16 protein-coding genes and 1 pseudogene are annotated in these 25,629 nt (G+C 73.0%); 4 read left to right on the top strand and 13 right to left on the bottom strand.

Translation table 11 applies throughout. The features are described from left to right. From ACFV57_RS14895 to ACFV57_RS14865, 7 genes and pseudogenes are all read right to left on the bottom strand, one after another. Positions 1-496: pseudogene (locus ACFV57_RS14895) on the bottom strand (nitrate reductase subunit alpha); the annotation flags it as partial. Positions 497-619: 123 nt separating this feature from the next. Continuing rightward, positions 620-2,146, bottom strand: a complete 1,527-nt coding sequence (gene hemG / locus ACFV57_RS14890) for a protoporphyrinogen oxidase (protein WP_385230759.1) — start codon at positions 2,144-2,146, stop codon at positions 620-622. 80 nt (positions 2,147-2,226) lie between these two features. Beyond that, positions 2,227-3,393, bottom strand: coding sequence for an MFS transporter (locus tag ACFV57_RS14885; protein ID WP_385230836.1), 1,167 nt, complete (start codon positions 3,391-3,393; stop codon positions 2,227-2,229). Positions 3,394-3,563: 170 nt separating this feature from the next. Then, positions 3,564-4,367, bottom strand: a complete 804-nt coding sequence (gene narI, locus ACFV57_RS14880) for a respiratory nitrate reductase subunit gamma (protein ID WP_385230756.1) — start codon at positions 4,365-4,367, stop codon at positions 3,564-3,566. Continuing rightward, the gene (gene narJ, locus ACFV57_RS14875; protein ID WP_385230753.1) at positions 4,364-5,125 is read right to left on the bottom strand and encodes a nitrate reductase molybdenum cofactor assembly chaperone; all 762 of its coding nucleotides are present in this window, start codon (positions 5,123-5,125) and stop codon (positions 4,364-4,366) included. Before narJ ends, narI begins: the two co-directional genes overlap by 4 nt. Continuing rightward, on the bottom strand, positions 5,122-6,672 hold the full coding sequence (narH, locus tag ACFV57_RS14870; protein WP_385230750.1) for a nitrate reductase subunit beta: 1,551 nt from the start codon (positions 6,670-6,672) through the stop codon (positions 5,122-5,124). Before narH ends, narJ begins: the two co-directional genes overlap by 4 nt. Position 6,673: 1 nt before the next feature. Continuing rightward, positions 6,674-10,366 (bottom strand): nitrate reductase subunit alpha, encoded by a 3,693-nt coding sequence (locus ACFV57_RS14865; RefSeq protein WP_385230747.1) that lies wholly within the window; start codon positions 10,364-10,366, stop codon positions 6,674-6,676. 245 nt (positions 10,367-10,611) lie between these two features. Here ACFV57_RS14865 and ACFV57_RS14860 point away from each other — a divergent pair, with 245 nt between their 5' ends. Then, complete coding sequence (locus ACFV57_RS14860) at positions 10,612-11,811, top strand: TIGR04053 family radical SAM/SPASM domain-containing protein (RefSeq protein ID WP_385230744.1); 1,200 nt, start codon at positions 10,612-10,614, stop codon at positions 11,809-11,811. Positions 11,812-11,829: 18 nt separating this feature from the next. Here ACFV57_RS14860 and ACFV57_RS14855 read toward each other — a convergent pair whose 3' ends face one another. The 3 genes from ACFV57_RS14855 to ACFV57_RS14845 form a co-directional block, all read right to left on the bottom strand. Beyond that, positions 11,830-12,519, bottom strand: a complete 690-nt coding sequence (locus tag ACFV57_RS14855; protein WP_385230741.1) for an SDR family NAD(P)-dependent oxidoreductase — start codon at positions 12,517-12,519, stop codon at positions 11,830-11,832. Positions 12,520-12,599: 80 nt separating this feature from the next. Beyond that, a complete protein-coding gene (locus ACFV57_RS14850) occupies positions 12,600-13,967 on the bottom strand; it encodes an AprD4 family radical SAM diol-dehydratase (protein ID WP_385230738.1) in 1,368 nt (455 codons plus the stop codon). Positions 13,968-14,309: 342 nt separating this feature from the next. Then, the gene (locus tag ACFV57_RS14845; RefSeq protein ID WP_385230735.1) at positions 14,310-15,644 is read right to left on the bottom strand and encodes a glycosyltransferase 87 family protein; all 1,335 of its coding nucleotides are present in this window, start codon (positions 15,642-15,644) and stop codon (positions 14,310-14,312) included. Positions 15,645-16,182: 538 nt separating this feature from the next. On the opposite strand from ACFV57_RS14845, the gene ACFV57_RS14840 reads away from it, so the two are divergent. Next, positions 16,183-16,512: a DUF6137 domain-containing protein gene (locus ACFV57_RS14840; RefSeq protein ID WP_385230733.1), complete on the top strand. Its 330-nt coding sequence runs from the start codon at positions 16,183-16,185 to the stop codon at positions 16,510-16,512. A gap of 611 nt (positions 16,513-17,123) precedes the next feature. After that, a complete protein-coding gene (locus ACFV57_RS14835) occupies positions 17,124-21,089 on the top strand; it encodes a hypothetical protein (RefSeq protein WP_385230730.1) in 3,966 nt (1,321 codons plus the stop codon). Positions 21,090-21,187: 98 nt separating this feature from the next. Here ACFV57_RS14835 and ACFV57_RS14830 read toward each other — a convergent pair whose 3' ends face one another. From ACFV57_RS14830 to ACFV57_RS14820, 3 genes are all read right to left on the bottom strand, one after another. After that, positions 21,188-22,402, bottom strand: a complete 1,215-nt coding sequence (locus ACFV57_RS14830; RefSeq protein ID WP_385230727.1) for an MAB_1171c family putative transporter — start codon at positions 22,400-22,402, stop codon at positions 21,188-21,190. Continuing rightward, a complete protein-coding gene (locus ACFV57_RS14825) occupies positions 22,399-22,914 on the bottom strand; it encodes a hypothetical protein (protein ID WP_385230724.1) in 516 nt (171 codons plus the stop codon). The genes ACFV57_RS14830 and ACFV57_RS14825 overlap by 4 nt, the downstream gene beginning before the upstream one ends. A gap of 402 nt (positions 22,915-23,316) precedes the next feature. Next, positions 23,317-23,817 (bottom strand): hypothetical protein, encoded by a 501-nt coding sequence (locus ACFV57_RS14820; RefSeq protein WP_385230722.1) that lies wholly within the window; start codon positions 23,815-23,817, stop codon positions 23,317-23,319. Between the two features lie 202 nt (positions 23,818-24,019). Between ACFV57_RS14820 and ACFV57_RS14815 the strand changes: the two genes are divergently transcribed. After that, positions 24,020-25,396, top strand: coding sequence for an alkaline phosphatase (locus ACFV57_RS14815; protein ID WP_385230719.1), 1,377 nt, complete (start codon positions 24,020-24,022; stop codon positions 25,394-25,396). The last annotated feature ends 233 nt before the right edge of the window (positions 25,397-25,629 follow it).

Genomic DNA, 25,629 nt, shown 5'->3' with positions numbered 1-25,629 from the left:
TGTAGCGGCGGGCGCGTCCGGGGTCGCCGACGATGTCGGCCCAGGCCAGGACCGGGTCGCCGAGTCGCTGCCGGGCCTCGCGGTACATCTGGAGCAGCACTCCGCGTACGTACGGGTAGCGGACGCGGGTCGGCGAGTAGGTGTACCAGGAGAAGGCGGCGCCGCGGGGGCAGCCGCGCGGCTCGTACTCCGGGCGGTCGGGGCCCACCGACGGGTAGTCGGTCTGCTGCGCCTCCCAGGTGATGATCCCGTCCTTGACGTACACCTTCCACGAGCAGGAGCCGGTGCAGTTCACGCCGTGCGTGGAGCGCACCACCTTGTCGTGCGACCAGCGGTCCCGGTAGAAGTCATCGGCCGCGCGCCCGCCGATCCGGTACAGCGCGCGCCCGTCGTCCGACACCTGGGCGCGGGTGAAGAAGCGGCGGCTGTTCACCAGCGCCTCGGTCAGCGGGCCGTCCAGGCCCGTGGGTCGCTCCGGAGAGGTTCCGGTACTCACCGCGCCACTCCGCTCCCGGGCACGCCTGCCCGTTCGAATCGTGATCGGTCCACCGCGAACGGCTCAGGCTCACTTTCCACGCAAAGCGGGGCTACCGCACCAGGAGCGGAGCGCCAGATTTCCTCACCCCGGGCGGCGGGCACCGAGCGACGCCGTGACCGCCTCGGCCGCCCGCCCGGCGCCCTCGACGCAGCCGGTGATGCCGACACCGTCGTACGCGGCCCCGCAGACCGCGAGCGTGCCGAGCCGCCCGAGGTGCTCCCGCACGCGGGCGATCCGCTCGGCATGGCCGACGGTGTACTGCGGCAGGCCGGTGGCCCAGCGGGTGACGGCAGTGTCGTACGGGACGGCCGCCAGGCCCGTCGCCTCGGCCAGCTCGGCCCGCGAGCGGGACACCAGTTCGGCGTCGTCGAGGCGCAGGGCGGTGTCCTCGCCGTACCGGCCGACGGACGTGCGCACCACGACCTTGTCGGGCGCGCAGCGGTTGGGCCACGCCCATTTGCCGCTCAGGAAGGTGGCCGCCTTGATGAGCCGCCCGTCCACCGGCGGGACCAGGAAGCCGCTGCCCCGCAGCTCGCCGGACAGGTCCGCCCGGTCGAAGACCAGGGTGACCAGGGCCATGTCCGCGTACTCGACGGCGCGCAGCGCGGCGGCCGCGGCCGGCACCTCGTCGGCCAGCAGCCGGGCGGCGGCGGGCGCGGGTACGGCGAGCACGACCGCGTCGGCGTCGATCCGGTGTTCGCCGTCGGCGTCCCGTACCGTCAGCTGCCATCCGTGCGCGGTCCGCCGCAGCGTACGGGCCGCGGTGGCGGTGCGGATGTCCACGCCCGCGGTCCGGCACGCCTCGGCGACGGCCAGGGGCAGCCGTCCCAGTCCGCCCCGTACGCTGCGGAACGGGGGCACGGCCGCCCCGGGCTTCGGCGCCGGCGGCTCCGAGCCGCCGGGCGCCGGTGTGCGCATACGGCGGAGACCTTCGAGCAGGGACCGCTCCTCGCGGGCGACGGGGAGCAGGTGCGGCAGGGCGGCGCGCAGGGAGATGTGGTCGGCGTGCCCCGCGTACACGCCGCCGAGGAGGGGTTCGACGAGCCGGTCGACCACTTCGCGCCCCAGGCGGGCGGCCACGTACCGGCCCACGGCGGTGTCGTCGCCCACGTCCGTGCGCGGGAGCGACAGATCCTGTCCGGCGCGCGCGAGGCCGTCGGCGGACAGCACCCCGCAAGCGGCCAGGGAGTCGAGGTCGGCGGGGATGCCCATGATGTGGCCCCGGGGCAGGGGGCGGAGCGCGCCGCGGGTCCACAGTGATGCCTCCACCGTGGCCGGAGCCTCCAGCTCCTCCGCCAGCCCGACGTCCCGGGCCAGTTCCACGGCGGACGGCTGCCGTGCGAACACCGCCTCGGCACCCAGATCCACGGGTACGCCGCCGACCTCGCCGCACAGGAGCTTGCCGCCGAGCCGGCCGGCGGACTCCAGCAGCGTCACCCGCGCCCCGGGACCGCTGCCGCCCGCCGCGCCGCTGAGGCGGGCGGCAGTGGTCAGTCCGGCGATGCCGCCGCCCACGACCACGATGTGCGGCCGCGTCTCCCCGGGCGCCGGGGCGGAGGGTGCGGGCAGGGAGGAAGGGGCGAGGTGCGGGGTGGTGGGTGCGTTCATCGGGCTGTGCTGCCTTTCTGAGGGCGCCTCAGGAGCGCCCTGGTCCGAACCTGCTGAGATTCACCGGGCCGGTTGCGCCATCACGGTGACGTGCCCGCGCGGGCGGCGGCCCGCCGGACCTGGGTGACGGTGAAGGCCAGGGCGACGGCCGAGACCAGGGCCAGCAGGAGCAGGCCCACGGCGTAGCTTCCCGAGGCGCTGAAGATGACGCCCATGACCAGCGGCGGGATGAATCCGCCCAGACCGCCCGCGGCACCGACCACGCCGGTGACCGAGCCGACCTTGTTCGCCGGGGCCAGGAGGGCCACCAGGGCGAAGGTGGCGCCGCTGCCCGCGCCGAGCGCGGCGGCCATGGCAAGGAAGGCGATGGTGCCCACCGGGGCGAGCGGCGGGGTCGCCGCCTGCACGGCGGCGCCCACGACGACGACGGCCAGGGACCCGGCGAGGACCCGGACCGAGCCCACCCGGTCCGACAGCCAGCCGCCGATCGGCCGCATGGCCACCGCCAGCAGGACGAAGCCGGCCATCCGGTTGGCGGCGTCGGCCTGGCCGAGTCCGTAGCCGGTCTTCAGGTAGGTCGGCAGGTAGACCGAGAAGGCGACGTATCCGCCGAACGCCACGGCGTACAGGGCGGACGCCTGCCAGGTGACGGGCAGGCGCGCGGTGTCGGCCAGGCGGCGGGCCAGTGGTTCGGACGGTACGGCGCGGCCGGGCGCGTCCCGCAGCAGCACGGCGGCCAGGACGGCGTAGACGGCGAGCGCTCCGGCGGTGATCAGGAACGGGTTGGCCATGCCGTGCGCGTCGACCAGCTTGACGGTCGTCAGCGCGCTGATCGCGGTGCCGCCCATGCCGGCGCCGAAGACGCCGATCGCCAGTCCGCGCCGCTCGGGCGGGTACCAGCCGCTGACGAACGGCACGCCGACGGCGAAGGCGGTGCCCCCGATGCCCAGGAAGAACCCGCCGATCAGCAGGGCGGCCAGCGAGGAGTGACCGGCCAGCCCCAGGTAGAGCACCGGCACGATCGTCGCGGCGGACACCAGGGGGAACATCACGCGGCCACCGAACCGGTCGGTCAGCGCCCCCACCGGAATCCGTCCCAGCGAACCCACCACGACCGGCACAGCCACCAGCAGGGACTGCTCGAACGAGCTGAGCGCCAGGGTCTCCTTGAAGCGCGGGCCCAGCGGGCTCAGCAGCGCCCACGCCCAGAAGTTCACGGCGAAGCCCAGTGTGGCCAGCGTGAGCATCATCGCCGGCCGGCCGGCGGCCCGGGAGGCAGGGCCTGCCGCCGTCGGTGGGGCGGTGCCGGCGTGGTCCTCGTGCGGGCGCATCGTGTACCTCTCGATCGAGTCTTTCCGCGAGCCGACCGGTACGGGACAGTGTCCCGCCACCACGCGGCCCCCGTCGTCGTTCACCTTCATCGAACCCGCCCACCGGAGGACGGGCCATTCGTCCGGGGCCGCCCGCCCGCCGCACCGGGGACGGCGGGCCGCCCGCCGTGCACCGCGGGAGCCGCCTTCCGGCGGTAGACCAGATACGGGCGGCGCAGATAGCCGATGGGGGCGCTCCACACGTGGACGAGGCGGGTGAAGGGCCAGGCCGCGAACAGCAGGCACGCGGTCAGGGCGTGCAGTTGGAACAGGAGGGGCGCGCCCGAGATGGCCTCGGGCTGCGGCTGCAGCAGGAACAGTCCGCGGAACCACACCGAGACGGTGGCCCGGTAGTCGTATCCGCCTCCGGCGATGTTGTGGACGACGGTGGCGGCGATGCCCAGTGCCACGGTGAGGGCCAGCAGCGGGAAGAGCACCTTGTCGCTGTGGCTGGTCCGGGTGCGGATGCGCGGGGCGAGCAGGCGCCGGGCGCAGAGCATGCCCAGCCCCACCACCATGGCCGCACCGGCCACGGAGCCGAGAGCCACCGCCACGGTGTGGTAGGCGTGCTCGCCGATGCCCGCAGCCTCGGTCCAGGACGCGGGGACGGCCAGGCCCACGACGTGGCCGCCGATCACGGCGAACGCGCCGAGGTGGAACAGCGGACTGCCCCAGCGCAGCCAGCGGTGTTCCAGCAGCTGGCTGGTACGGCTGGTCCAGCCGAACTGGTCCTTGCGGTAGCGCCAGACGTGCCCGACGGCGAAGACGGCCAGGCAGATGTAGGGAACGGCGACCCAGAGCAGCAGGCCGGTGCCGTCCGTCGCGGTGAGTGGGCTGCTGGAGGCGCTCATCGGCGGGTCTCCGAATCCATGGGTCCGGCCGGCGGGGGCAGCAGGGTCGGCTGCGCAGGTGAGGGCGGCACGAAGGTGCCGGGCGGGGCGAAGCCGGTGCCGCTGTACGGGTCGAGGCCGACGTCCTCGGCCGGTGGCCCTTCGGCGGCCAGCTTCGCCACCGCCGCCAGGTCGGCGTCGCCGGCCGGCGGCAGCAGGGAGATCAGCGCCGCCACCAGTCCGGCGTAGGGGGACCGCACGTCCGACAGGGCGTGGCGGATGAGTTCCAGGCCGCGCCGGTGCCGGCGTAGCGGCGCCTCTCCCGCGCGCGGCCCGGCCAGTGCGGCGAATTCCAGGACGACGGGCAGGTGGTCGGGGAGTTCGCCGCTGTCGGCGTTCCAGCCGGCGGCGCGGTAGGTCTGGGCGAGGGTGAGCAGGGCCATGCCGCGTCGGCGGGTGTCACCGTGCAGGTAGTAGGTGAGGTAGAGGCTGCTCTTGCGGCGCAGGTCGAAGACCTCCACGTAGTGGCTCTCCAGTGCCTCGGCCGGCTGGTCCGCGAACCAGGTGACGAAGGAGGCGAGTTCCTCGGCGGCGGGCGAGGGCGGCAGCGCGTCCACCACGTCCGCCAGCGCGGCGCGTTCGGCGGTCAGTTCGGCGTCCGGGTACTGCAACAGCAGTGACAGCAGCCGCAGCAGGAGTCCGCGCTGCGCGGTCTCTTCGGGGCCGGGGCGGGCTCGGCGCCCGGCCGCCGGACGGATACGGGTTCGCAGCGCACTCATACGGTCTCTCCTGCGGGATTGCCCGGGGCGGCGGCGCGTCGCCGCAGCGCGGGTATGCCGAGCATGATCTTGCGGCCGGGGCCGGACGGGGTGTCGTCGGCGCTCTCCACGGGGCACCGGTCTTCCATCGCGCTGAGCGCGGCGGCGTCCTCCCGGTGGGCGGCGGGGACGACGTAACGGTCGGTGTACTTGGCGACGGCCAGCAGCCGGTGCAGGTCCTCGGTCTGCGCGGGGGTGAGGCCCACGGCCTCGATGGCGCTTTGATCGCCCGGTTCGCCGAGAGTGCGCTGCCGCATGTAGCTGCGCAGCGCGGTCAGTTTCATCAGCACCCCGGCGACGACGTCGGTGTCCCCGGCGGCGAAGAGGTTGGCCAGGTAGTCCAGCGGGATGCGCAGGCGGGTGACGGCCGCGAAGACGTGGTCGGGGTCGTCGGCGTCGCCGCCCGCCTCGCCGACGGCGTCCAGGACCGGGGACAGCGGCGGTACGTACCAGACCATGGGCAGCGTGCGGTACTCCGGGTGCAGCGGCAGCGCGACCTTGTACTCGCTGATCAGGGCGCGTACGGGGGAGCGGCGGGCGGCGTCGATCCAGTCCTCGGGGATGCCGGACCGCCGGGCGGCGGCGCGGACCTCGGGGTCGGCGGGGTCGAGGAAGACCTCCCGCTGGGCGTCGAGCAGGTCCTTCTCGTCCGCCACGGCGGCGGCCTCGCCGACCCGGTCGGCGTCGTAGAGGACCAGGCCGAGGTAGCGCAGCCGGCCGACGCAGGTCTCGGAGCAGACGGTGGGCTGTCCGGTCTCGATGCGCGGGAAGCAGAAGGTGCACTTCTCGGCCTTGCCGGTGGCGTGGTTGACGTAGACCTTCTTGTACGGGCAGGCGGTGACGCACATCCGCCAGCCGCGGCAGCGGTCCTGGTCGACGAGGACGATGCCGTCCTCGGCCCGCTTGTACATCGCCCCGGACGGGCAGGCGGAGACGCACGCCGGGTTGAGGCAGTGCTCGCACAGCCGCGGCAGGTGGAACAGGAAGGTCTGCTCGAATTCGAACTTCACCTTCTCGGCCAGGCTTCCGCGCAGGTTGGGGTCGCCGGCCGCCGTCTCGGCCGCGCCGCCGAGGCCGTCCTCCCAGTTGGCGCCCCACGTGATGGAGGTCGGCTTCCCGGTGAGCACCGAGCGGGGGCGGGCGACGGGCACGTCCTGGCCCGCGGGGGCGCTGACGAGGTTGTCGTAGTCGTAGGTGACCGGCTCGTAGTAGTCCTCGATGGCCGGCAGGTCGGGGTTGGAGAAGAGGGAGCCCAGGCGCTTGAGGCGGCCGCCGGAGCGCAGCACCAGGCGCCCGCGCCGGTCCAGCTCCCAGCCGCCTTTCCACTGCCGCTGGTCCTCGTAGCGGCGGGGGTAGCCGACGCCGGGCTTGGTCTCGACGTTGTTGAACCAGGCGTACTCCACGCCGGTGCGGTTGGTCCACGTCTGCTTGCAGGTGACGGAACAGGTGTGGCAGCCGATGCACTTGTCGAGGTTCATCACCATCGCCACCTGGGCCATGACGCGCATGTCAGTACTCCACATCCTGGCCGCGGCGGCGGATGACGGTGACCTCGTCGCGCTGGTTGCCGGTGGGGCCGTAGTAGTTGAAGGCGTAGGTGAACTGGGCGTGGCCGCCGGCCAGGTGCGAGGGCTTGAGCAGCAGCCGGGTCAGGGAGTTGTGCATCCCGCCGCGCTTGCCGCTGACCTCCGTCTTCGGCACGTTCACCGTGCGGTCCTTGGCGTGGTACATGTACACCGTGCCCTCGGGCATCCGGTGGGTGACCACCGCGCGGGCCGCGACGACGCCGTTGCGGTTGTACGCCTCGATCCACTCGTTGTCCCTGACGCCGATCTTCTCCGCGTCGGCGGTGCTCATCCAGATCACCGGCCCGCCCCGGGACAGGGCGAGCATGTAGGCGTTGTCCTGGTACTCGGAGTGGATGGACCACTTGGAGTGCGGGGTGAGGTAGCGGACCGTCACCTCGGCGCGGCCGTCCTCGCCCAGGTGCTCGTCGCCGTAGTGCCGGGCGGTGTTCAGCGGCGGGCGGAACACCGGCAGCTGCTCGCCGAGTTCGCTCATCCAGTCGTGGTCGACGAAGAAGTGCTGGCGGCCGGTGAGGGTGTGCCAGGGCTTGCGGTGCTCGACGTTGATGACGAACGGGGAGTAGCGGCGTCCGCCGGTCTCGCTGCCGGACCACTCGTAGGAGGTGATCACCGAGCGGGGCTGGACGCGGGTGTCGGCGAAGGTGATCCGCTCCGCCTCCCGCTCGGCGGCCAGGTGCGCCAGCCCGGTGCCGGTACGTTCCTCCAGCGCCTTGAAGCCCTCGGTGGCCAGGCGCCCGTTGGTCGTACCGGACAGCGCGAGGATCGCCTCGCACATGTCCGTCGCGGTGGCCAGCGACGGCCGCCCGTCCGCCGCGCCGCCGCGCCGGACCCCGTTCGTACGCCGCAGCCGCTCCAGCTCCTCGTCCGGGCGGACGGTGACGCCCTTGGTGGTGGTCCCGAGCCGGTCCAGGAGAGGGCCGACGGCGCGCATCTTGTCCGCCACCGCCGCGTAGTCCCGCTCGACGGTCACCAGCCTGGGCATGGTGCGTCCGGGGACCGGCGCGCACTCGCCGGCCTTCCAGTCGGCGACGCCGCCGGGCTGGGCCAGTTCGTCGGGGGTGTCGTGCTGGAGGGGCACGGCCAGGACGTCCGTACGGGTGCCGAGGTGCTCCGCGGCCAGCTCGCTGAAGCGGTCGGCGATGGTCAGGAAGGTGTCGTAGTCGGTCCGTGCCTGCCAGGGTGGCGCGATGGCCGGGGTGAAGGCGTGCACGAAGGGGTGCATGTCGGTGCTGGACAGGTCGTCCTTCTCGTACCAGGTGGCGGCCGGCAGCACGACATCGGAGAACAGGCCGGTGGAGGTCATCCGGAAGTCCATGGAGACCAGGAGGTCGAGCTTGCCCTCGGGGGCCTCCTCGTGCCAGACGACGTCCCGGGGCCGCCTGTCGGGCGGGGTCTCCTCGGAGCGGACCGCCGCGTCCGTCCCCAGCAGATGGCGCAGGAAGTACTCGTTGCCCTTGCCGGAGGAGCCGAGCAGATTGGCCCGCCACACGGTCAGTACGCGGGGGAAGTTGGCCGGGTCGTCCGGGTCCTCGGCGGCGAAGCGCAGGGCGCCGGACGTCAGGCCCTCGACGATGTGCTCGGCCACGGGGCGGCCCGCGGCGGCCGCCTCGTCGGCCAGGTCCAGCGGGTTGCGGTTGAAGCCGGGGTGGCCGGGGGTCCAGCCCATGCGGACGGCCTGGGCCAGGCAGTCGGCGGTGGCGCGGCCCGCGAAGCGGCCCGCGCCCAGCGGGGAGGCCAGCTCGTCCGGTCCGAAGGCCTCGTAGCGCCACTGGTCGGTGGCCAGGTACCAGTAGGAGGTGCCGGCCATGTGGCGGGTGGGCCGCTGCCAGTCGAAGGCGAAGGCGAGGTGCTGCAGGCCGGTGACGGGGCGGACCTTCTCCTGGCCTACGTAGTGGGCCCAGCCGCCGCCGTTGACGCCCTGGCAGCCCGTCATGGTGGTGAGGGCGAGGAAGGCGCGGTAGATGGTGTCGGAGTGGAACCAGTGGTTCGTACCGGCACCCATGGCGATCATGGAGCGGCCCTCGGTGCGCTCGGCGTTGCGGGCGAACTCCCGCGCGATACGGGCCGCCTGCGGGGCGGGCACCGAGGTGATGGTCTCCTGCCAGGCCGGGGTGTACGGCTGGGAGGCGTCCTCGTACGAGGCGGGCCACGTACCTGGCAGCCCGGCGCGCCGCACGCCGTACTGGGCCAGCATCAGGTCGAAGACGGTGGTCACCTGCCGTCCGCCGATCCGGCGGACCGGGATGCCCCGCACCATCACGGTGCCGCCCTCGGTGGGTCCCTCGTCGAAGCGCGGCAGCGCCACGGTGGCCGTGGTCTCGGCCCGCTCCAGCAGGCTCAGCTCCGGGTCGGTGTCGCCCAGGTCCAGGTTCCAGCGGCCCTTGCCCTCCTCGCCCCAGCGGAAGCCGAGCGACCCGTTGGGGACCACCGGCCGGCCGGTGGCGCGGTCGACGAGGACGGTCTTGTGGCGCGCGTTCTCGCCGGTGTCGCCGAGGTCGGCCGCGGTCAGGAAGCGGTCCGGCACCAGGTCGCCGTCCCGCTCGCGCAGCGTGACCAGGAAGGGGGCGTCGGTGAAGCGGCGCAGATAGCCCTCGAAGTAGGGCGTGGCCCGGTCGACGAGGAACTCCCGCAGGATCACGTGGCCCATCGCCATCGCCAGGGCCCCGTCCGTGCCCGGGTGCGGGGCCAGCCACTCGTCGGCGTGCTTGACGTTGTCGGCGTAGTCGGGGCTGACGGCGACGACCTTGGTGCCGTTGTAGCGGGTCTCGGTCAGGAAGTGGGCGTCCGGGGTCCGGGTGACGGGGATGTTGGACCCCCACATGACCAGATAGCCGGCGTTCCACCAGTCGGCGGCCTCCGGCACGTCCGTCTGGTCGCCGAAGACCTGCGGGGAGGCGACGGGCAGGTCCGCGTACCAGTCGTAGAACGACAGCAGGGTGCCGCCGATCAGCGACAGGAAGCGCGTGCCCGCGGCGAAGGACGCCATCGACATCGCGGGAATGGGCGAGAAGCCGGCCACCCGGTCCGGACCGTGGGTCTTGACGGTGTGCACCTGGGCGGCGGCGACCAACTCGGCCACCTCGTCCCAGTCGGCACGTACCAGCCCGCCCTTGCCCCGGGCCTTCTTGTAGGCACGGGCCCTGGCCGGATCGCCGGTGATCTCCGCCCAGGCGGCCACCGGGTCGCCGAGCCGGCGGCGCGCCTCCCGCCACATCTTCAGCAGCGTGCCGCGGACGTAGGGGTAGCGGACCCGGCTGGGCGAGTAGGTGTACCAGGAGAACGACGCGCCGCGCGGGCAGCCCCGCGGCTCGTACTCGGGGCAGTCGGAGCCGATCGACGGATAGTCGGTGGCCTGGTGCTCCCAGGTGATGATCCCTTCCTTGACGTAGACCATCCAGGAGCAGGACCCGGTGCAGTTGACGCCGTGGGTGGAGCGCACGACCTTGTCGTGGGACCAGCGGTCGCGGTAGAAGCCCTCCCACCGCGGATCGCCCGTGCCGAACACGGCGCGCCCGTCCTCGCTCACCTCACGGCGGTTGAGCAGCCGTCGGCCGGCCAGCGGCCAGCCGCGTTCTTCGTCGGCCGCCGTCGGGCCGCCGAGCTGTTCGTTCTCCATGGAACAAAACGCTAAGTCGCCCCGCTATGGGACACGGTGGGCGAAGCGTCCCGCGGCGCAGGGTCACAGGACCCCGAATGTTTTCGGCCACGCGGGACCAACGACCCTGCGCCGGGGCCGCACGCCCCAGGTGCTGCGCGCTTCCCCGGCCGCATCCTGGGGGTGACCGAATCGGAGGTACCGCTCATGTACGCCCCCGCCCGGCGGCCGGCCCGCCGCCCCGTTCCGTGCCCTCCCCTCCCCCGGTGAGCGGCGCCCGGCCGGTCCGTCGGCAGCACCAGGATGTGGCGGCCAGGCCGTTCATCGTCATCTGGGAGTCGACCCGCGCCTGTCCCCTGGCCTGTGTGCACTGCCGGGCGACCGCGGCGCCCGACCGTGACCCCCGCGAGCTGGACACCGGGGCCGCCAAGGGCCTGATCGACCAGACCGCCGCCTTCGGACGGCCCGCTCCCCTGTTCGTCATCACCGGAGGCGACCCCTTCCAGCGCCCCGATCTGCTGGAACTGATCGTTTACGGCAGGCAGGCCGGGGTAAGGATCGCCGTCTCGCCCTCGGGCACCCCCACCCTGACCGCGGCCGGTCTCCGGGCCGTGCACGAGGCGGGGGCGGTGGGCCTGTCCCTGAGCCTGGACGGCTCCACCGCCGCGCTCCACGACGGCTTCCGCGGCGTCCCCGGCGTCTACCGCTGGACCCTGGACGCCTGGGACACCGCCCGCAGCCTGGGCATGAAAGTCCAGATCAACACCACGGTCGGCCGCCACAACCTGCACGACCTGCCGGAGATCGCGGCCCTGGTCCGCGAGCACGGGGTGATGCTGTGGAGCGCGTTCTTCCTCGTGCCCACCGGACGCGGCAGGGACCTGGCCGCGCTGAGCCCCGCCGAGACCGAGGACATCCTCAATTTCGTCTACGACGTCGGCCTGTCGGTGCCCGCCAAGACCACCGAGGCCCACCACTTCCGCCGCGTCGCCCTCCAGCGGGCGGTGCTGGCCGCCAAGGGCGAGGACCACGTCGGGACGCTGCGGCTCGGACCGCTGTACCGCCGGCTCCGCGAGCGCGGCGAGGAGCTGGGCCTGTACACCGGCGGGCGCCGGGCCCGCCGCCCGCCCCTGGACGTCAACGCCGGCCGGGGCTTCGTCTTCGTGTCCCACACCGGCACCGTGCACCCCAGCGGCTTTCTGCCCCTCGGGGCGGGCAACGTGCGCACCCGTCCGCTGACGGAGATCTACCGCGGGTCGCAGCTGTTCACCGGCCTGCGCGACGCCGATCGGCTGGGCGGCCGGTGCGGGCGGTGCGAGTTCCGCCGCGTCTGCGGAGGGTCCCGCTCGCGCGCCCACGCCGTCACCGGCGACCCGTACGCCGAGGAACCGTGGTGCGGCTATATTCCCGGGTCGTTTCCCCACCAGCGGGAACTGGCGGACTCACTGGCCGGGGCCGTTCTCTGAATTCCTCGGGCGTCGTGCTCAGTTCGCCGCGCGCAGTATTTCGCCGCTGCGGCCGGTGCCCGCCAGTTCCACGGCGGTCGCCACGGTCCGCGCCGCTTGCGTCACGTCGTCGGGGGCGTCCGGCCCGCCCATGTCGGTGGGAATCCACCCCGGGTCCACCCCGTTGACCACGATGCGGTCGGGGCGCAGGGCGAGGGCCAGATTGGCGGTCATGACGTTCAGCGCGGCCTTCGACATGCAGTAGCCGGTGAATGTGCCGTCGAGATTCTCCGGGTCGACGTCCTGGCTGGTGACATTGACGACGGACGCGCCGTCCGCGGCACGGAGCAGCGGCAGGAATTGCTGGGTCACCGTCAGCGGTCCCCAGGCATTGGTCAGCAGGAGGTCACGGGTGATGGCGGCAGGGGCGTCCGGAAGGTGTTCCTCGGCGTGCTCGAAGATTCCGGCGTTGTTCACCAGGGCGTGCAGTTTTCGCGTGGTGTTGCGCACCATGTGCACGGCGGCGGTGACGCTTTCCGGGTCCGTCACGTCCAGGCGTACGACGGTGGCGCCGTGTGCCCGTAGTTCTTCCGCGGCCGGTGCGGCGGCCTCCGGTTTCCGGCAGGCCGCGATGACGGACCAGCCCCGGCGGGCCAGCAGCCGCGCACTGTGCAGACCGAGCCCCCGGTTCGCGCCGGTGATCAGTACGTACCGTGTTTCCCCGCTCATCGCGCTCTCTCCGTCGCCTGGATGTCGATTCTGATCTGCTGGATTCGGGGATGCCGGTCCCTGCGTTCTCAGTGGGACCGCTATGCGTCCTGCTCGGACCAGGCGTGCAGCCGCTCCTGGAATTCCGCGCGTTCCCGCGGGGTCGCCGCCGGCCTGCACACGGCGTGCAGTTCGTCGACGAACGAGGTGGCCTGTTCCAGGTCCGCCACGCTGAGCCGGTCGGTGTGCATGACGGCGTGGTGGCTGGTGAAGGCGTTCTGTTCGCCGTCGACCCAGCCGTTGTCGACCGCGATCCGGTGCAATTCGGTCCCCGGATAGGGCGTGATGATGCTGAGGTTGAACTCGTTGTCAGCGAGGCCGAGTTCCAGGATGAAATCGAAGGTGCGCCGAATGGACATCCTCGTCTCGGCGGGCAGTCCGACGAGGAACAGGAAGACCAGCTTGAGGTCCATCCTGCGGGCCAGCGTGTGGAAGCGGCGGACCGCGTCCAGGTCGAGGCGTTTGCGTACGGCCGTCGCCTGCATCTGCGGGTCACCGCTCTCCACGCCCACCTCGACACCGACGCAGCCGGCGGCGACCAGCGCCGCCACGACCTCCTCGTCCAGCCGGTCGATCCGCGTCTCGCACCACCAGGGGACACCGCTCCCGTCGGCCTCGACGGCCCGGCACAGCTCCAGCGTCCGGGCCCGGTGGAAGGAGAAGACGGGATCACGGAACACGGCCGCGGTGATGCCCAGTTCCGCGCACTGCCGGAATTCCGCGACGATGCGCTCCACGGGATACGTACGGACCTTGCGGCCCTCGCTGAGCGGGTACGGGCAGTAGAAACGGCACGGGTAGGGGCAGCCGAAACTGCCGTTGATGCTGGTGATTCCCGTCAGGGCGATCGGCGGGAACATGTACGGCGTGTGGTCGACGAGATCCCTCGCGGGCAGCGGCTCCGCCGCGAGGTCCCCGAAATCGGGCTGATGGTGCCGCGGTTCCAGGAGGTTTTGCGGGGTGACGAATCCCGGGACGGTGGTGTCGCCGTCCAGCGCGGCCCGGACGAAGGTGATGGATTCGGGGAGCAGGATTCCCTCGCAGCCGCCCTGTTCGAACAGCACCCGCCACTGCGCGGGGCTGCGGATTCCGGCATAGGCGTAGCAACGGGCGCCCTGGGCGCGGAAGGCGGCGATGCGTGCGGCGTCCTCGTGCAGACTGGGCAGGGAGACCTGGCAGATGACGGTACTGCCCGGGGTGGCACAGACCGTACCGGTGACTTCCTCGTCCGTGACCGTGATGTCCTCGGCGTCCTCGCGCAGCACACCGGCCAGCCGCATCAGGTCCAGCGGCGGCAGCAGGAAATCCTCGTCCTTGCACACCGTTCCCAGGCCGCCCGCGTACGTCCGCTGGAGGTCCCGTCCGAAGGACGTCTTCGGGCTCACGAGCATGACTTTGCCGAGTCGCATTCGTCGCACCTTCTTGTACCGAGGGGTGGCGTCGCGGAGCGGTTCCTTCGCGGTTCCGGCCCGCCCACGGTCCACCGCGTCCACGCGTTCCCGTATTCGGGAGGGAGGAGAAATGTTCGTGCGGGGATTTCTCGCTCTACGTGCAGGAAGCCGGGCTTACGTTAGCGAAGGGAAAGCCCGAGTAAAAGCGAACTTCGGCCATGCCGCACGGCGGCGGCGCGCCGGCCGCTGCCGTCGCTGTGCGCGATTTTCGCCGCCCCGGCTTCGGGTGGCTCTCGGGCATAGGTCAAGCGAGTCGGCGCATCACTTCGCTTTTGACAGGTCCCTCCTTTCCTATTTTTTTCACCGGCCGGCGTCGGTTGTTCTCCCGTGCGCGAGTGACTTCACGTGGCCGGATCGCGACGGCGGTGTCCCGGCCTTCCGTCCCGCCCCGGCCACCAGCGCCGGAAGGGCCGTAACCGTCGCGATCACGACGATGAGCCAGGAGTTGACGGACAGCAGCTGCCACACGCCGTTCTGGCTCGGCACCCGGTCGCCCCAGTCCATCGGCCGCAGCATCAGCAGCAGGACCGCCGTCCCGGCGCACCGCAGTGCCCGGCTCCGGTAACGCAGGACCAGCCACGCCCCGGCCAGCACCGGCCAGTACAGGTGGTGCACCCAGGTGACCGGTTCCAGCAGCAGCCAGACGCATCCGGTGACGAGGATGCCGAGGACCGGGTCGCGGGTGCGCAGGCGGCGTGTCCACACCGCCCAGACGGCGAGCACGGCGAGGGCCGTCGCCGTGAAGACGAGCGAGGTCGCCGTCGGGCCGAGCCCGCACCTCAGGACGAAGGAGTACAGCGACTGGTTGGCGGGGTCGGCGATGTCCCACACGCGTTCGCGCATCCGGAACGTCTCGGAGAGCCAGAAGCGCGCGGAGTCCGACGGGAACACCGCCCACGCCAGCAGGGCCGCCCCGGTGAACACCGCCGCGGCCGTGGCCGCTTCGCGGTAGCGCCGGGTGAGCAGGAAGTAGGGGATGAACATCAGCGGGGCGAGCTTGACGGCTGCCGCCAGCCCGACGAGCGCACCGCCGAAGGGGCGTGGCAGCCGCCCCAGCGCGTCGATCAGGACCAGGACGGTCAGCAGCGCGCCCAGTTGGCCCCAGAGCTGGGTGGAGAGATGGGCGGAGCTGACCAGGACCAGCGACAGAACGATCGCGAACAGGGGGAAGTTCCGCTGCTGCCGGCGCTCTTGGACGGAGGGATGCTCTCGTACGGATCGATGTTCTCGTACGGGCCGACGCTCCCGGACGGACCGATCTCGGGCGGCCCGGTGCAGGAGGACGACCGTCAGGGTGGTCGCCGCCAGGGTGAGCGTCGTCCAGAGGAGGGCTGCGGCGTGGTCGCCGAGCCAGTGCAGGGGCCACAGGAACAGTGCGGCGAACGGCGGGTAGTTGAAGACGTCCCCCTCGCCGGTGGCGTAGTCGTACAGCGAGTGTCCCGAGGCGCGTTCGGCGATCGCCGCGCGGTAGACGCCCAGGTCGTACTGGAGCGGGTCGTCGGTGCCGATGCCCGGGACCAGTGCCCAGCCCAGGGCGTAGGCGCAGGCCATGACCGGCACAACCGCCGAGGCGACGGGCAGCGGCCGGGTCCACCGCCCCTCATGGGAAGTGGTGGCGGATCGTGGGAGTGACACCGGTCCTCCTTGCGTGATCACGGTGGCGTGACAGGCGGGACGGGGTGGAACCAACGGTCGGCGCGGAACGTTCAGGGGGTGATCGGCGGGGTGAGGGAGCGCGGGAGGGGGCGTTCGGGGTGGATTCAGGGCTCGTCCGGACCTGGGTCACGGAGGTGCCGGGCGGCTGCCAGGGCCACAGGGCGGGCCGGTGCGTACGGTGCCCGTGCCGGGCCCGTCCGGAAGGGGCCTTGTCGGAGGCGCTCGGGCGGGCGCGCCCTGATCGGCCCGCGACCGGGCGAAGCCTCGCACACACTCCCGCGTCTGGCGAGAGCGCCTCGCTCCCCCACGGGCCCCCGGCCCGTCGCGGGCGTACGGCGTGTCCCCCGGCCGGACGCCCCGCAGATCAATTCGGGCCTGGAAAAGGAGAATTCCTGGCTATGATCCAGCGCATCACGCGTCTTGCTGCCCGAACAGGCCGCCGGACGCCGCTCCCCACCGTATGCCGCCGCCGGCCCCGCGGGACGGCTGCCCGCGTCGTCGACAGAACGGAGAAGAGATGGAACTCCCTGGTGACCCCGCCCCCGAAGGCTCCTCGGCGGAGGACGGCCGGGGCGGCAGCGCCACGCCGGACCGGGGTGGCGACATGACGCTCATGCTCGTACTGAAGTGCCTCAGCGACCAGACCGGCGACTCGGCCGAGGAGATCGCCGAGGCCGGATACGTCGAGGGCGACGACCGTGACTACGTCGAAGCCGTGAACCGGCTGGAGTCCTACTTCGACTGCACCCTCGACCTGCTCGGCGCCGACGGCCGCCGCATCGTGGTCGAGGACGTGGTCGCCCGTATACCCGCCGGTTCCGGCGCCCTGGCGGGCCGTCTCGGCTGACCGGCCGCACCCAGGGCCCGCACCGCAGGTGAAGGGCTTCCCCCCGGCGCCCCGTGGCGCCGCGAACGACCGAGGACGGCGTGTCATGCCCGGTTGACCCAACACGCACCGCACCTACTCCACCCGTCCGGCGCGCCCTGCGTGCCGGTCCTTCGCCGCACCCGCGGTGCCCGCACCGAAGTCCTCCGCTGCCCGCCGCGACCGGAAGCGGTCCGTGCTCCCGGTCCGCCGTACGCGATCCGCGCACGGCCGAGGGCGCCTCCGGCGTACCCGCGACGCCCGTCCCGGCATCCACGCGGGGCCGGGGCTGCCGAGGCCGCCCACTTCGACGCTGCCACGAGCACGCGGTCCCGATGAGGCGGCCCCACCGGGCCCGGGCCCGAGCGTCACCGCCTGGAGCGGGGGCCGAGGAAATCCGGCTTCCTCTCCCCTCCCCCGGTGCCTCGTCCCCGCCTCGCCGTTCCCTGCCTCACCACCCCTGCCGCGTTCGAGGGGCGCTCCCGCGCGCCCCGGAAGAACGACGGCGGACGCTACCCAAGCCGATGCGGACGAGGGCGCGCTGTCCAGTCGCGCCCCCGAACGCACAACGAGAAACGGTGTATTGCCAGACCATGGACATTGATTCCGAGTCCACCGCTATCAGTACCTCTCCGGCCGCCGGCCGCGACGCCGCCCGGGACGACGAGCCCGGCGAGCGGCCCGACGGACACCGCGCGACCGCCCGCCAGGACCGCCAGGCCCTGGAGGCGCGTTACGGCACCAAGTGCGCCCGGCTCCTCCTGCTGGCCGCCGATCCCGCCTACCGGCCGGTCGCCCTCCCCGTGTTACCGCTGGACGCCGAGGAGGCCCACGCCTTCGTCTCCCGTACGGGAACCCGGATCTCGCCCGACGGCGAGCGGGACCACACCGCCCTGGAGCGTGCCTACGGCGCGTACCTGCGCGAACAGCGTCCCGGGCTGGCCGCCGAGGTGCGGGCGGAGTGCGGCCCGGCGCCCTGGATCGTCCGCAGCTCCGGCGCCGAGGACACGGCGGTGAACGTCAACGCGGGCGGCTACGACAGCGTCGTGTGCCGCAGCGAGGCGGAGCTGTACGGCATCGTCGCCGCCGTCGTGTGGAGCGGCTGCACCGAACGGGCGGTGGCCCAGCAGCGGCTTGCCGACCCGGACCACCGGCCCGGCCCCATCCCGGTCTTCGTCCAGCCTCTGATCGACGCGGCGCCCGAGGACGGCGCGCCGCCCGCGGAGGACGAACTGCCGCTGCTCGACGAGGACACGGTCGCGGACATCACCGGCTGGCTGCGCCGGCTGCACCGTACCTTCGGCGAAGCACGCCTGGACTGCGAGTGGGTCGTCGAGACCGACGCCGGGCCGGTCTCCGTGACCAGCCTGACCGAGGCCCGCGACGGCCGTACCGGGGCGGCGGACGCCCCCGTGGGACCGGCCGGGCAGCTCGCGCTCGGTTTCGGGTTCGCCGCCGCGCAGCGCGTGGACGCCCGGGGCAACAGCGTCGCCTGGCTGGCCGGTGACGCCGCCGGGAGCGTGCTGTGGCAGGGCGCGATGCTGCGGCAGGTGCGTGCCTCCGCGCTGCGGCTGGTGCAGGTCCGGCCCGCCACGGCGTTCGATCCCGAACCGCGTGTGGACGTGCTCACCGAGGACTCCCACCGGGCCTGGGAGGACGCCTGTTCCGTGCTGCCCGCCGAGTTCCTCGTCCCGCCCCGCCGGATCGCCGCCACGGCCTATCTCGCGGCCACCACGCTAGACGACGCCTGGGCCCGCTACCTGGGTCTGGACAGGCCGCAGCGCGAACGCGTCGGGCATGTCTTCGTCGAACGCGGCAGCCCCGCCGAGCACGCGGGGGTGATGTTCCGGCAGGCGGGCGTAGCGGTGCTGCGCGCGCGGCTGGACGAGCTGCCGGGCTGGGCCTCCTACGCCCTGGCCGACCCCTGGAGCCGGGTCTGCTTCTTCGGCGACGGCGAGCCGCCCCTCCTGCGCACCACCCCGCGCCGGGTGGCGGACGTGCCCGCCGACGCCCGGCTGCTGTTCTCCCCCGACCGGTGCGCGGGTGCGGCCGACGCCGTACGCGAGGCGGGGCCGGCGCCCGCCCTGGAGGCGATGCCGGGCTCCGATGCCGTACGGGCTCTGCCCGGTCTGCCGCCGGTCGTCAAGGACCGGGTGCTGGAGCAGAGCCTGCTGCCGTCGTCCGCCTCGTTCCGCCGCGTCCGCGAGCAGGGCCACGACCGGGTGGAGTCCCCCGCCTTCCTGGCCCAGCTCGCCACCTACCTGGCCCGTGAGGGGGAGCAAGCGGCCGCCCGCGCGCTGCTCGACGGGGTTCCCGAGGCCGCGCGCGCTTGTCTGCGTGCCGTGCTCGCCGCGCAGGGGGCCCTGTCCCCGGCCGAGGCGTTCCCCGCCGCCACCGGCGCCCTCGCGCACGACGGCGCGGACGTCCCGGGTGCGGCGGTCATCGCAGCCTGCGCCGACCTGCGTCCCTCCGTGGCGCTGGCCGAACTCGACGACGACGCGCGGGTCACGGCCACCGTACGGGCCGAGGCCGTCCGTGTGGGCGCCGCCCTGGTCACGGCCGGAGCGCCCCGCGCGGCCTTCCGTCTGCTGCGCGTCGTGCGGCGCATGACGGACGACATGGACGCGCTGTGCGTCTACACCCCGCAGGAGCGGGAGCGGGTCCTGCTGGACACCCTCGCGCTGCTCCCGCCGGACGCCCCGGACCGCGTCGAGCGGTGGTGCGCGCTGCTGCTGTCCTCCTCGATGCCGCCGGGCGAGGCGCCGCGCCTGCTCGGGCTGGCCGCCGGGGAGGAAGGTTTCGCGGAGGGCTATCTGCGGCTGAAGGAGTGCGAGAGCACGTTCACGGCCGCGGCCGGTCTGGGCGGGGCCACCGACCGGGCCCGCGAACTGAACGACGCCTACCGGGCCTTCGTCGGGGGCGGCCACTGGACGTCCGGGACCCGGCCGCTGCTGGACCTCGTCCACTCCGACCTGGTGGAGGTCTACGACGCGGCGCTGAAGAAGATCCTGCTCCAGCTCGTGGACCGGCCCGAACCGTTCCTGTACGGGATGTACCTGGACGTGATGGCCGCCTGGCTGGACGCCGCGGCGGCCGGCGGCCTCGCCGAGGACGAGCGGCGCGCCGTCGCGGTCTTCCGGGAGTGGATCGCGAAGTGGCGCGCGGGGCAACCGCACACCGACTTCACGATCGAGCACTTCACCCAGCCCAGGCTGGTGGTGGACCTCGCGGCGGCCGGTGCGGGCGACTCGGTCGCGCCGGACAATCCGCACCAGCTCCACAACCTCCTGCACCAGTGGCTGCTGTCCCGGCTGGAGCGCTTCCCCGTCGAGCAGGCCCCCGGCCGCCTCGTCGAGCTGCACCGGTTCTGTGACCGCTTCTGCCGGGGCGGCAACAAGCTGCTGCGCTTCACGCGTGACTGCTTCGAGCTGGAGATCCCGCTGTCGATCCACAAGGCCAGCCTGCTGTTCCGGCCGGACCGGATCGAGGTCGAGTGGAGCGAGCAGCCGGGGGTGGAGGAGGGCGAGACCGGGCGTCTGCTGGCGTTCACGGTGCTGCTGCGCCGCTTCGGCGACTGGTTCCCCGACCTGGTCCTGCGCGCCGACAAGCTGCTGCTGGCGGGGACCTGGACGCTGCGCATCGAGGTGCGTCCGAGCGGCGCCGACCGCTTCACCTATGCGCGTATGCGGCTGGCGCTGGAGCTGCTGCGCACGATGCTCGACGCCTCGTTCGACTTCTCCTACGTGGAGAACGAGGAGGTCGCCGGGCTCGACGAGGCGTTCGCTGACGACGTGTGGAAGGAGTACTTCACGGGCCTGGTCGCCTACCGCCGCGAACTGGACGACTCCGACCAGTACGAGGCCGTGGAGTCGCTGCCGCTGGGCACCGCGATGCCGGCCGTCTGCCTGGACGGGGCGACGCGTACGGAGGTGGCGCGCGCGGTCCGCGAAGGGGGCGCCGCCACGTTCACCCGTATGGACACCCTGTGGGAGGAGCTGGCCCGGGAACGGACCCCGGACACCTGGAACACCCTGTTCGTCCGGGCCCAGCAGCTCACCCTGACGGCCGCCGCGCTGTGGCCCGAGGAGTCCGCCGAGGTGCTGCGGGAGGGCGGCCGCCCGTGGGCGGACCTGCTGGCGACGAGCCTGCTGCGCCGCCGGGACGTGCGCGACCGTCTCGCCGCCGGGTGCGACGACAAGGAGGCCGCGTCGCTCACGGGCCTCGCGGGGGCTCTGCTGCGGCACACGCCCGCCGCCCTGCTGCGGGCGGACAACGCCGCCGCGGTGGCGGCCGGGCTGGCGGACCGGCCCAAGGTCTTCCGGCGCTGCAAGCAGTACCTGGTGCACCGGTACGCCGATGTCCTCGGCGCGGGCGTCCTCGACCGGCTCGTGGCGGACCTGGAGACCGTCCCCGAGGGCTTCTCCGGGGTCCAGGAGGAGGCCATCGCCGGTGCCCTGGGCCGGGTCGGCGGCGGGGCCCGCTTCCGGGCGCCGGTCCGTTCCAAGGTGGACGAGGCGCATCCGCTGTTCCGCGCGGCGCGGGCGCGCACCGGGGGCTGAGCCGGTGACGCCGGTCCGCGTCCGTCCCGAGGGGTTCCCCGGGCGGGCGCGGGCCGGCGTCGGTGCCGGTGCGGTCCCGGCCCGGCCCGGCGGCGCGTTCAGGACGCGGAGCGCGTCGGCGGGTGTCCGCCGCCGCCGGGGAAACGATCCTGCGGGCTGTGGGCCGCCAGGTCCTGGACCGCCATGTAGAGGTGGAACCGCCGTACGTGGGGCGAGCGGTAGGCACGGGCCAGGCGGAGCAGGAAGGCGGTCTCGTCGTCGAGGTCGCAGCTGTCCGCGCCGAACGAGCCTTCCGGGGCCGTCCGCCGGGGCAGTCCGGCGAGTTTGGCGCGGCGTGCCTCGCTCAGCTCGCAGGCCAGGGCCACCACGTCCGCCTCCCCGTCGGCCAGGCCGGCGGTGACCGTGTAGCGGCGGGCGAGGCCGGGTACGGCGGGACCGGCGTAACCGCGCAGGCCGAGGATGGCGTCGCGGGTCTCGATGACCTTGCGGTAGCCGAGGAGGCGCCAGGAATGCCGGGGCCGCAGGAGTTCCAGCAGGCGGCTGCGGGGCTTCATCAGGGCGACGTGCGGCGCGGCGTCGACCAGGTGCCGCCACAGCGGCCACAGCCGCCACACCGTCCCGATGTGTCCGACGGCGCCGGCGGAGGTGACGACGACCGGGAGGAGGATGGCCGCCCCCCACAGAACGCCCTGTACGACCATCAGCAGCCGCAGCCAGGGGACCGACTGCCCGGCGCCGAGGAGGAACAGGAAGAAGTGGCCCGCCCAGAAGAGCCCGGCGGAGGCGGTGCCCCAGCCGAACAGCCGCAGGCCCAGCCTGAGCGAGCGGCTTTCGGTGCGCCCCGCGTAGCGCCAGCACAGCCGGAAGCACAGGGCTCCGGCGAGGAGGTGCATCGTCATCAGGATCAGCCAGTACGCGATGGTCTCGGCCGCCGACCTGGCGCCGTGCGCGGTGTGTTCGTCGTGCGGGGCGGCGAGCAGGTCCAGGGTGATCAGCGTCGCCGTCATGGCGGCGACCGCCACGTACACCCCCTTGCCGTACCGGCGGTTTCCCGAGGTCGCCACGAAGCGCAGGACGGCGCCGGCGGACAGCACCCCGAACACGTCCCGCACCAGGTGGTTCAGGTGCCCGAGGCCGGTGCGGTCCTCAAGGAAGTCGTCGACGGCGGGCAGGTCCATGGTCATGGCCACGGCGGCGGTGACGACGGCCAGCCACAGGCCGCGCTGGTGCGGAGAGCGGACGGCCGAGCGGCAGCGCAGGAGGACCGCGCTCCACAGGCAGCACAGGCCGGTGACCGTCAGTTCGGTGGTCACCAGCGGTCGCCCACGCCGAGGGCGGCGCCGAGGTTGCGCAGCACCCCGTCCCGTTCCCGGCCGGGCCCGTGGTCCCCGGCGCGTATCAGGCTGGCGAGCATCTCGGCCTCCTGCTCCTGGCGCGTGCTGTAGTTGGTGCGGGCGAGCAGGCGCCGGACCAGACGCGGGTCGAGGTCGAGGAAGAGGTCGGGCAGGATCGCGGAGCCGGTGCGGGTGTCCACGGCGTGGTGGTCGAACAGCATGTGCCCGATCTCGTGCAGCACGATGTGCTCCTGATGGAGCCGTACGGTGTGCCGCTCGAAGAAGATGTGGTCGTCCGTGGCGGTCGCGAGCCACAGGCCGCAGGCGCCGGCCGCGGCGGCCTGGTCCGGCAGCGGGTGCAGGTACAGCGGGCGGCCGCGCTGCCGGGAGACGCTGTCGCATAAGGCGTCCATCGAGAAGGAGCGGGGAAGGTCGAACTGGTCCAGCTTCTGCTGGCAACGACGGCGCAGTTGGACATACCGGTATGGCATGGGGGGTTCCTGTCGGCCCTTCCGTGGGCAACGGCGGTGGTTGCGAGGTGGGTGCGAGGGGACTGGCGTCGGCCGTCCGGTCCGCGGGCAGCGCGACGGGCCCGCCCGGAAGGCGGGTGCCGTACAGCGGATCGGCCTGGGCGACCGGCCGGACCGGTGCTGCCGACGTACCGGCCCGTACGGGGGTGCCCCGGGTCAGCCCGTCGCGCCGGACGGCGCCGTCATGCCCGTGGGCGGCCCCGGCCTTATCGGCCGTGCCGCCCCTGTCCGCCGGGCCGGGTCACGTCGTGACGTGCCACACCCTCCGCCTCCCTGATGCATCCACAGCCTCCCCATGCGTGGCGCCCCTTCAGGCGCCGGCGGCCATCGTGCCTCGTGCCGGCCCGCGCCCGGCACGGTGGTTCAGCCGCTCCCGGCCCCACTGCCGTTCGCGGTCCCACTGTCGTCCGAGTGGTCGTCGACGGACGACAGGTTCTGCACCTTGCGGGCTTCGTTCACCATGACCAGCAGCGCGTCCAGGGTGGCCGGCGACAGGCCGTCGGCCCGCAGGGCGAGGTTGCGGACCCGGGCGTCGCGCAGCGCGGTGGCGAGCTTGAGCTGGGAACTGACGCGCTCGGCCACCTCTTCGCTGAGGAAGTACTCGGGCGGTACGCCGAAGTACTCGGCGAGGACGTCGAGCTGTTCCAGGGTGACGTTGCGCTTCTTGCCCGTGGCCAGTTCCCACAGGTACGTGCCGGAGATCGTGCCTCCCGTGGCCTCGCGGATCTCCTTGGCGAGCCGGGCGTAGCCGGGACGCTTGCGTTCGTCGGGGTGCAGGGCCGCGATGAGTTCGTTGAGCCGCTGGTCGAACTTGCGCACCAGCGGGCGACCGGCCTGGTCAGATGCCGATGCGTTGTCACCCATGCGCCGCCCTTACCGAAGAAGGTCCCGTACCGACCCGGACACCCGCTTTAGCGGGCAACTTACCGTGCTCATCAATACCATCGTTCACCCTTGTTGACAACGCATCCATCATCTGGCGTACGCTCACTCAGCATTCCATCCGCTGTTGTTGACAAGCCTCACCGGGTCGCCCACGGCCCCGTGAAGACGGAGGTCCGGCACGATGAAAGCACCGGCACCACGCGCCCGTTCCCCGCGCCGCCGGCTCACCCGGGCGGCCGTCGCGCTGCTCGTCGCGGCGGCCGTCCCCGCGCTGACCTCGGCCACCGCCGACGGAGCCGGGGCCGGTGGCACGGGCCCGCGGGCGGCGCGGAACGTGATCCTGCTGATCGGCGACGGCATGGGCGACTCGGAGATCACGCTGGCCCGCGACTACACGGTGGGCGCGGGCGGGCGGCTGAACATGGACCACTTCCCGTCGACCGGTACGTACACGACGTACTCGGTCGACAGCCGGGGCCGTCCGGACTACGTCACCGACTCGGCCGCGAGCGCCAGCGCCTGGGCGACCGGGCACAAGACCGTCAACGGCCGGATATCCAAGACGCCCGGAACCGACACCGCACTGCCCACGATCCTCGAACTGGCCCGGGCCAAGGGCCTCGCGACCGGGTCCGTGACCACCGCCGAACTGACCGACGCCACCCCCGCCGCGATGGCCGCGCACGCCACCGATCGCGACTGCCAGGGCCCGGCCGACATGGAGCTCTGTCCGCGCGACACCATCGCCCGGGGCGGCCCCGGCTCGATCGCCGAACAGTCCGTACGCCTGCGGCCCGACGTGCTGCTCGGAGGCGGCAGGCAGCGCTTCGACCAGAAGATCACCCAGGGCCCGTACCGGGGCATGACCGTGACCCGGCAGGCCGAGAAGCTCGGCTACCGGGTGGTCACCGATGCCCGCGGGCTGCGCACGGCCACCCCGGACCGGCCGATCCTCGGGCTGTTCGCGCCCGGTGAGGTCCCCGTGGAGTGGACGGGCAGGCCCGCGGCGGCCGGCGGCACCGCGCCGCAGCGCTGCGTCACCGCCAACCCGAAGCGCCCCGCCGGGACCCCGTCCCTCGGGCAGCAGACCGCCAAGGCCCTCGAACTGCTGGAGGGCAGGGCACGGGCGGGCGGCGGCGCGGACCGGGGCTTCTTCCTCCAGGTGGAGGGCGCGTCCATCGACAAGCAGGACCACGAGGCGGACCCCTGCGGCCAGATCGGCGAGACCGCCGCCTTCGACCGGGCCGTCAAGGTCGCCCGCGACTACGCCGCCCGGCACCCCGGCACACTGGTGATCACCACCGCCGACCACGGCCACAGCAGCCAGATCGTGCCCCTGGAGGCCAGTCCGCCCGGCCTGTCCGCGACGCTCGTCACCGACGAGGGCAGCCGACTCAAGGTCAGCTACGCCACCACCGACACCCCGGAGGACGGCCAGGAGCACACCGGCACCCAGGTCCGCATCGCCGCCCAGGGCCCGTATGCCGAGCGGGTCGAAGGGGTCACCGACCAGACGGAGCTGTTCACGACCATCACCAGGGCGCTCGGGCTGCGCTGAGCGCGTTTCCGTAATGCCGGTCCGGTCCTTTCCGCGGCAGCACGGCTGGGGAATTCCGTGGCCCGCGACCGGGCCACGGTGACAATTGACGGGCGGCGGGCCGAGGATACGGGCCGGACCGGAATTACGGGCTCGGCGGGAACGCGGTACGTTCCCACCGGGCCCGGAGAATTTCCGGCGGCCCGATTTCCATGCCCTTCCGATGCCTTTCGTCCTCCGCCGGCCCCCGACGG

The sequence above is a fragment of the Streptomyces sp. NPDC059788 genome, from assembly GCF_042732265.1.
In the GTDB taxonomy this organism is placed as follows: domain Bacteria; phylum Actinomycetota; class Actinomycetes; order Streptomycetales; family Streptomycetaceae; genus Streptomyces.
Note: the sequence above shows the minus strand (reverse complement) of the source record. Positions and strands in the feature narration are given on the sequence as shown.

Excerpts from the sequence above, each read along its gene's own strand:
- hemG (WP_385230759.1), bottom strand. The coding sequence starts at position 2,146 with ATGAACGCACCCACCACCCCGCACCTCGCCCCTTCCTCCCTGCCCGCA.
- ACFV57_RS14885 (WP_385230836.1), bottom strand. The coding sequence starts at position 3,393 with ATGCTCACGCTGGCCACACTGGGCTTCGCCGTGAACTTCTGGGCGTGG.
- narI (WP_385230756.1), bottom strand. The coding sequence starts at position 4,367 with ATGAGCGCCTCCAGCAGCCCACTCACCGCGACGGACGGCACCGGCCTG.
- narJ (WP_385230753.1), bottom strand. The coding sequence starts at position 5,125 with ATGAGTGCGCTGCGAACCCGTATCCGTCCGGCGGCCGGGCGCCGAGCC.
- narH (WP_385230750.1), bottom strand. The coding sequence starts at position 6,672 with ATGCGCGTCATGGCCCAGGTGGCGATGGTGATGAACCTCGACAAGTGC.
- ACFV57_RS14865 (WP_385230747.1), bottom strand. The coding sequence starts at position 10,366 with ATGGAGAACGAACAGCTCGGCGGCCCGACGGCGGCCGACGAAGAACGC.
- ACFV57_RS14855 (WP_385230741.1), bottom strand. The coding sequence starts at position 12,519 with ATGAGCGGGGAAACACGGTACGTACTGATCACCGGCGCGAACCGGGGG.
- ACFV57_RS14850 (WP_385230738.1), bottom strand. The coding sequence starts at position 13,967 with ATGCGACTCGGCAAAGTCATGCTCGTGAGCCCGAAGACGTCCTTCGGA.
- ACFV57_RS14840 (WP_385230733.1), top strand. The coding sequence starts at position 16,183 with ATGGAACTCCCTGGTGACCCCGCCCCCGAAGGCTCCTCGGCGGAGGAC.
- ACFV57_RS14835 (WP_385230730.1), top strand. The coding sequence starts at position 17,124 with ATGGACATTGATTCCGAGTCCACCGCTATCAGTACCTCTCCGGCCGCC.
- ACFV57_RS14825 (WP_385230724.1), bottom strand. The coding sequence starts at position 22,914 with ATGCCATACCGGTATGTCCAACTGCGCCGTCGTTGCCAGCAGAAGCTG.
- ACFV57_RS14820 (WP_385230722.1), bottom strand. The coding sequence starts at position 23,817 with ATGGGTGACAACGCATCGGCATCTGACCAGGCCGGTCGCCCGCTGGTG.
- ACFV57_RS14815 (WP_385230719.1), top strand. The coding sequence starts at position 24,020 with ATGAAAGCACCGGCACCACGCGCCCGTTCCCCGCGCCGCCGGCTCACC.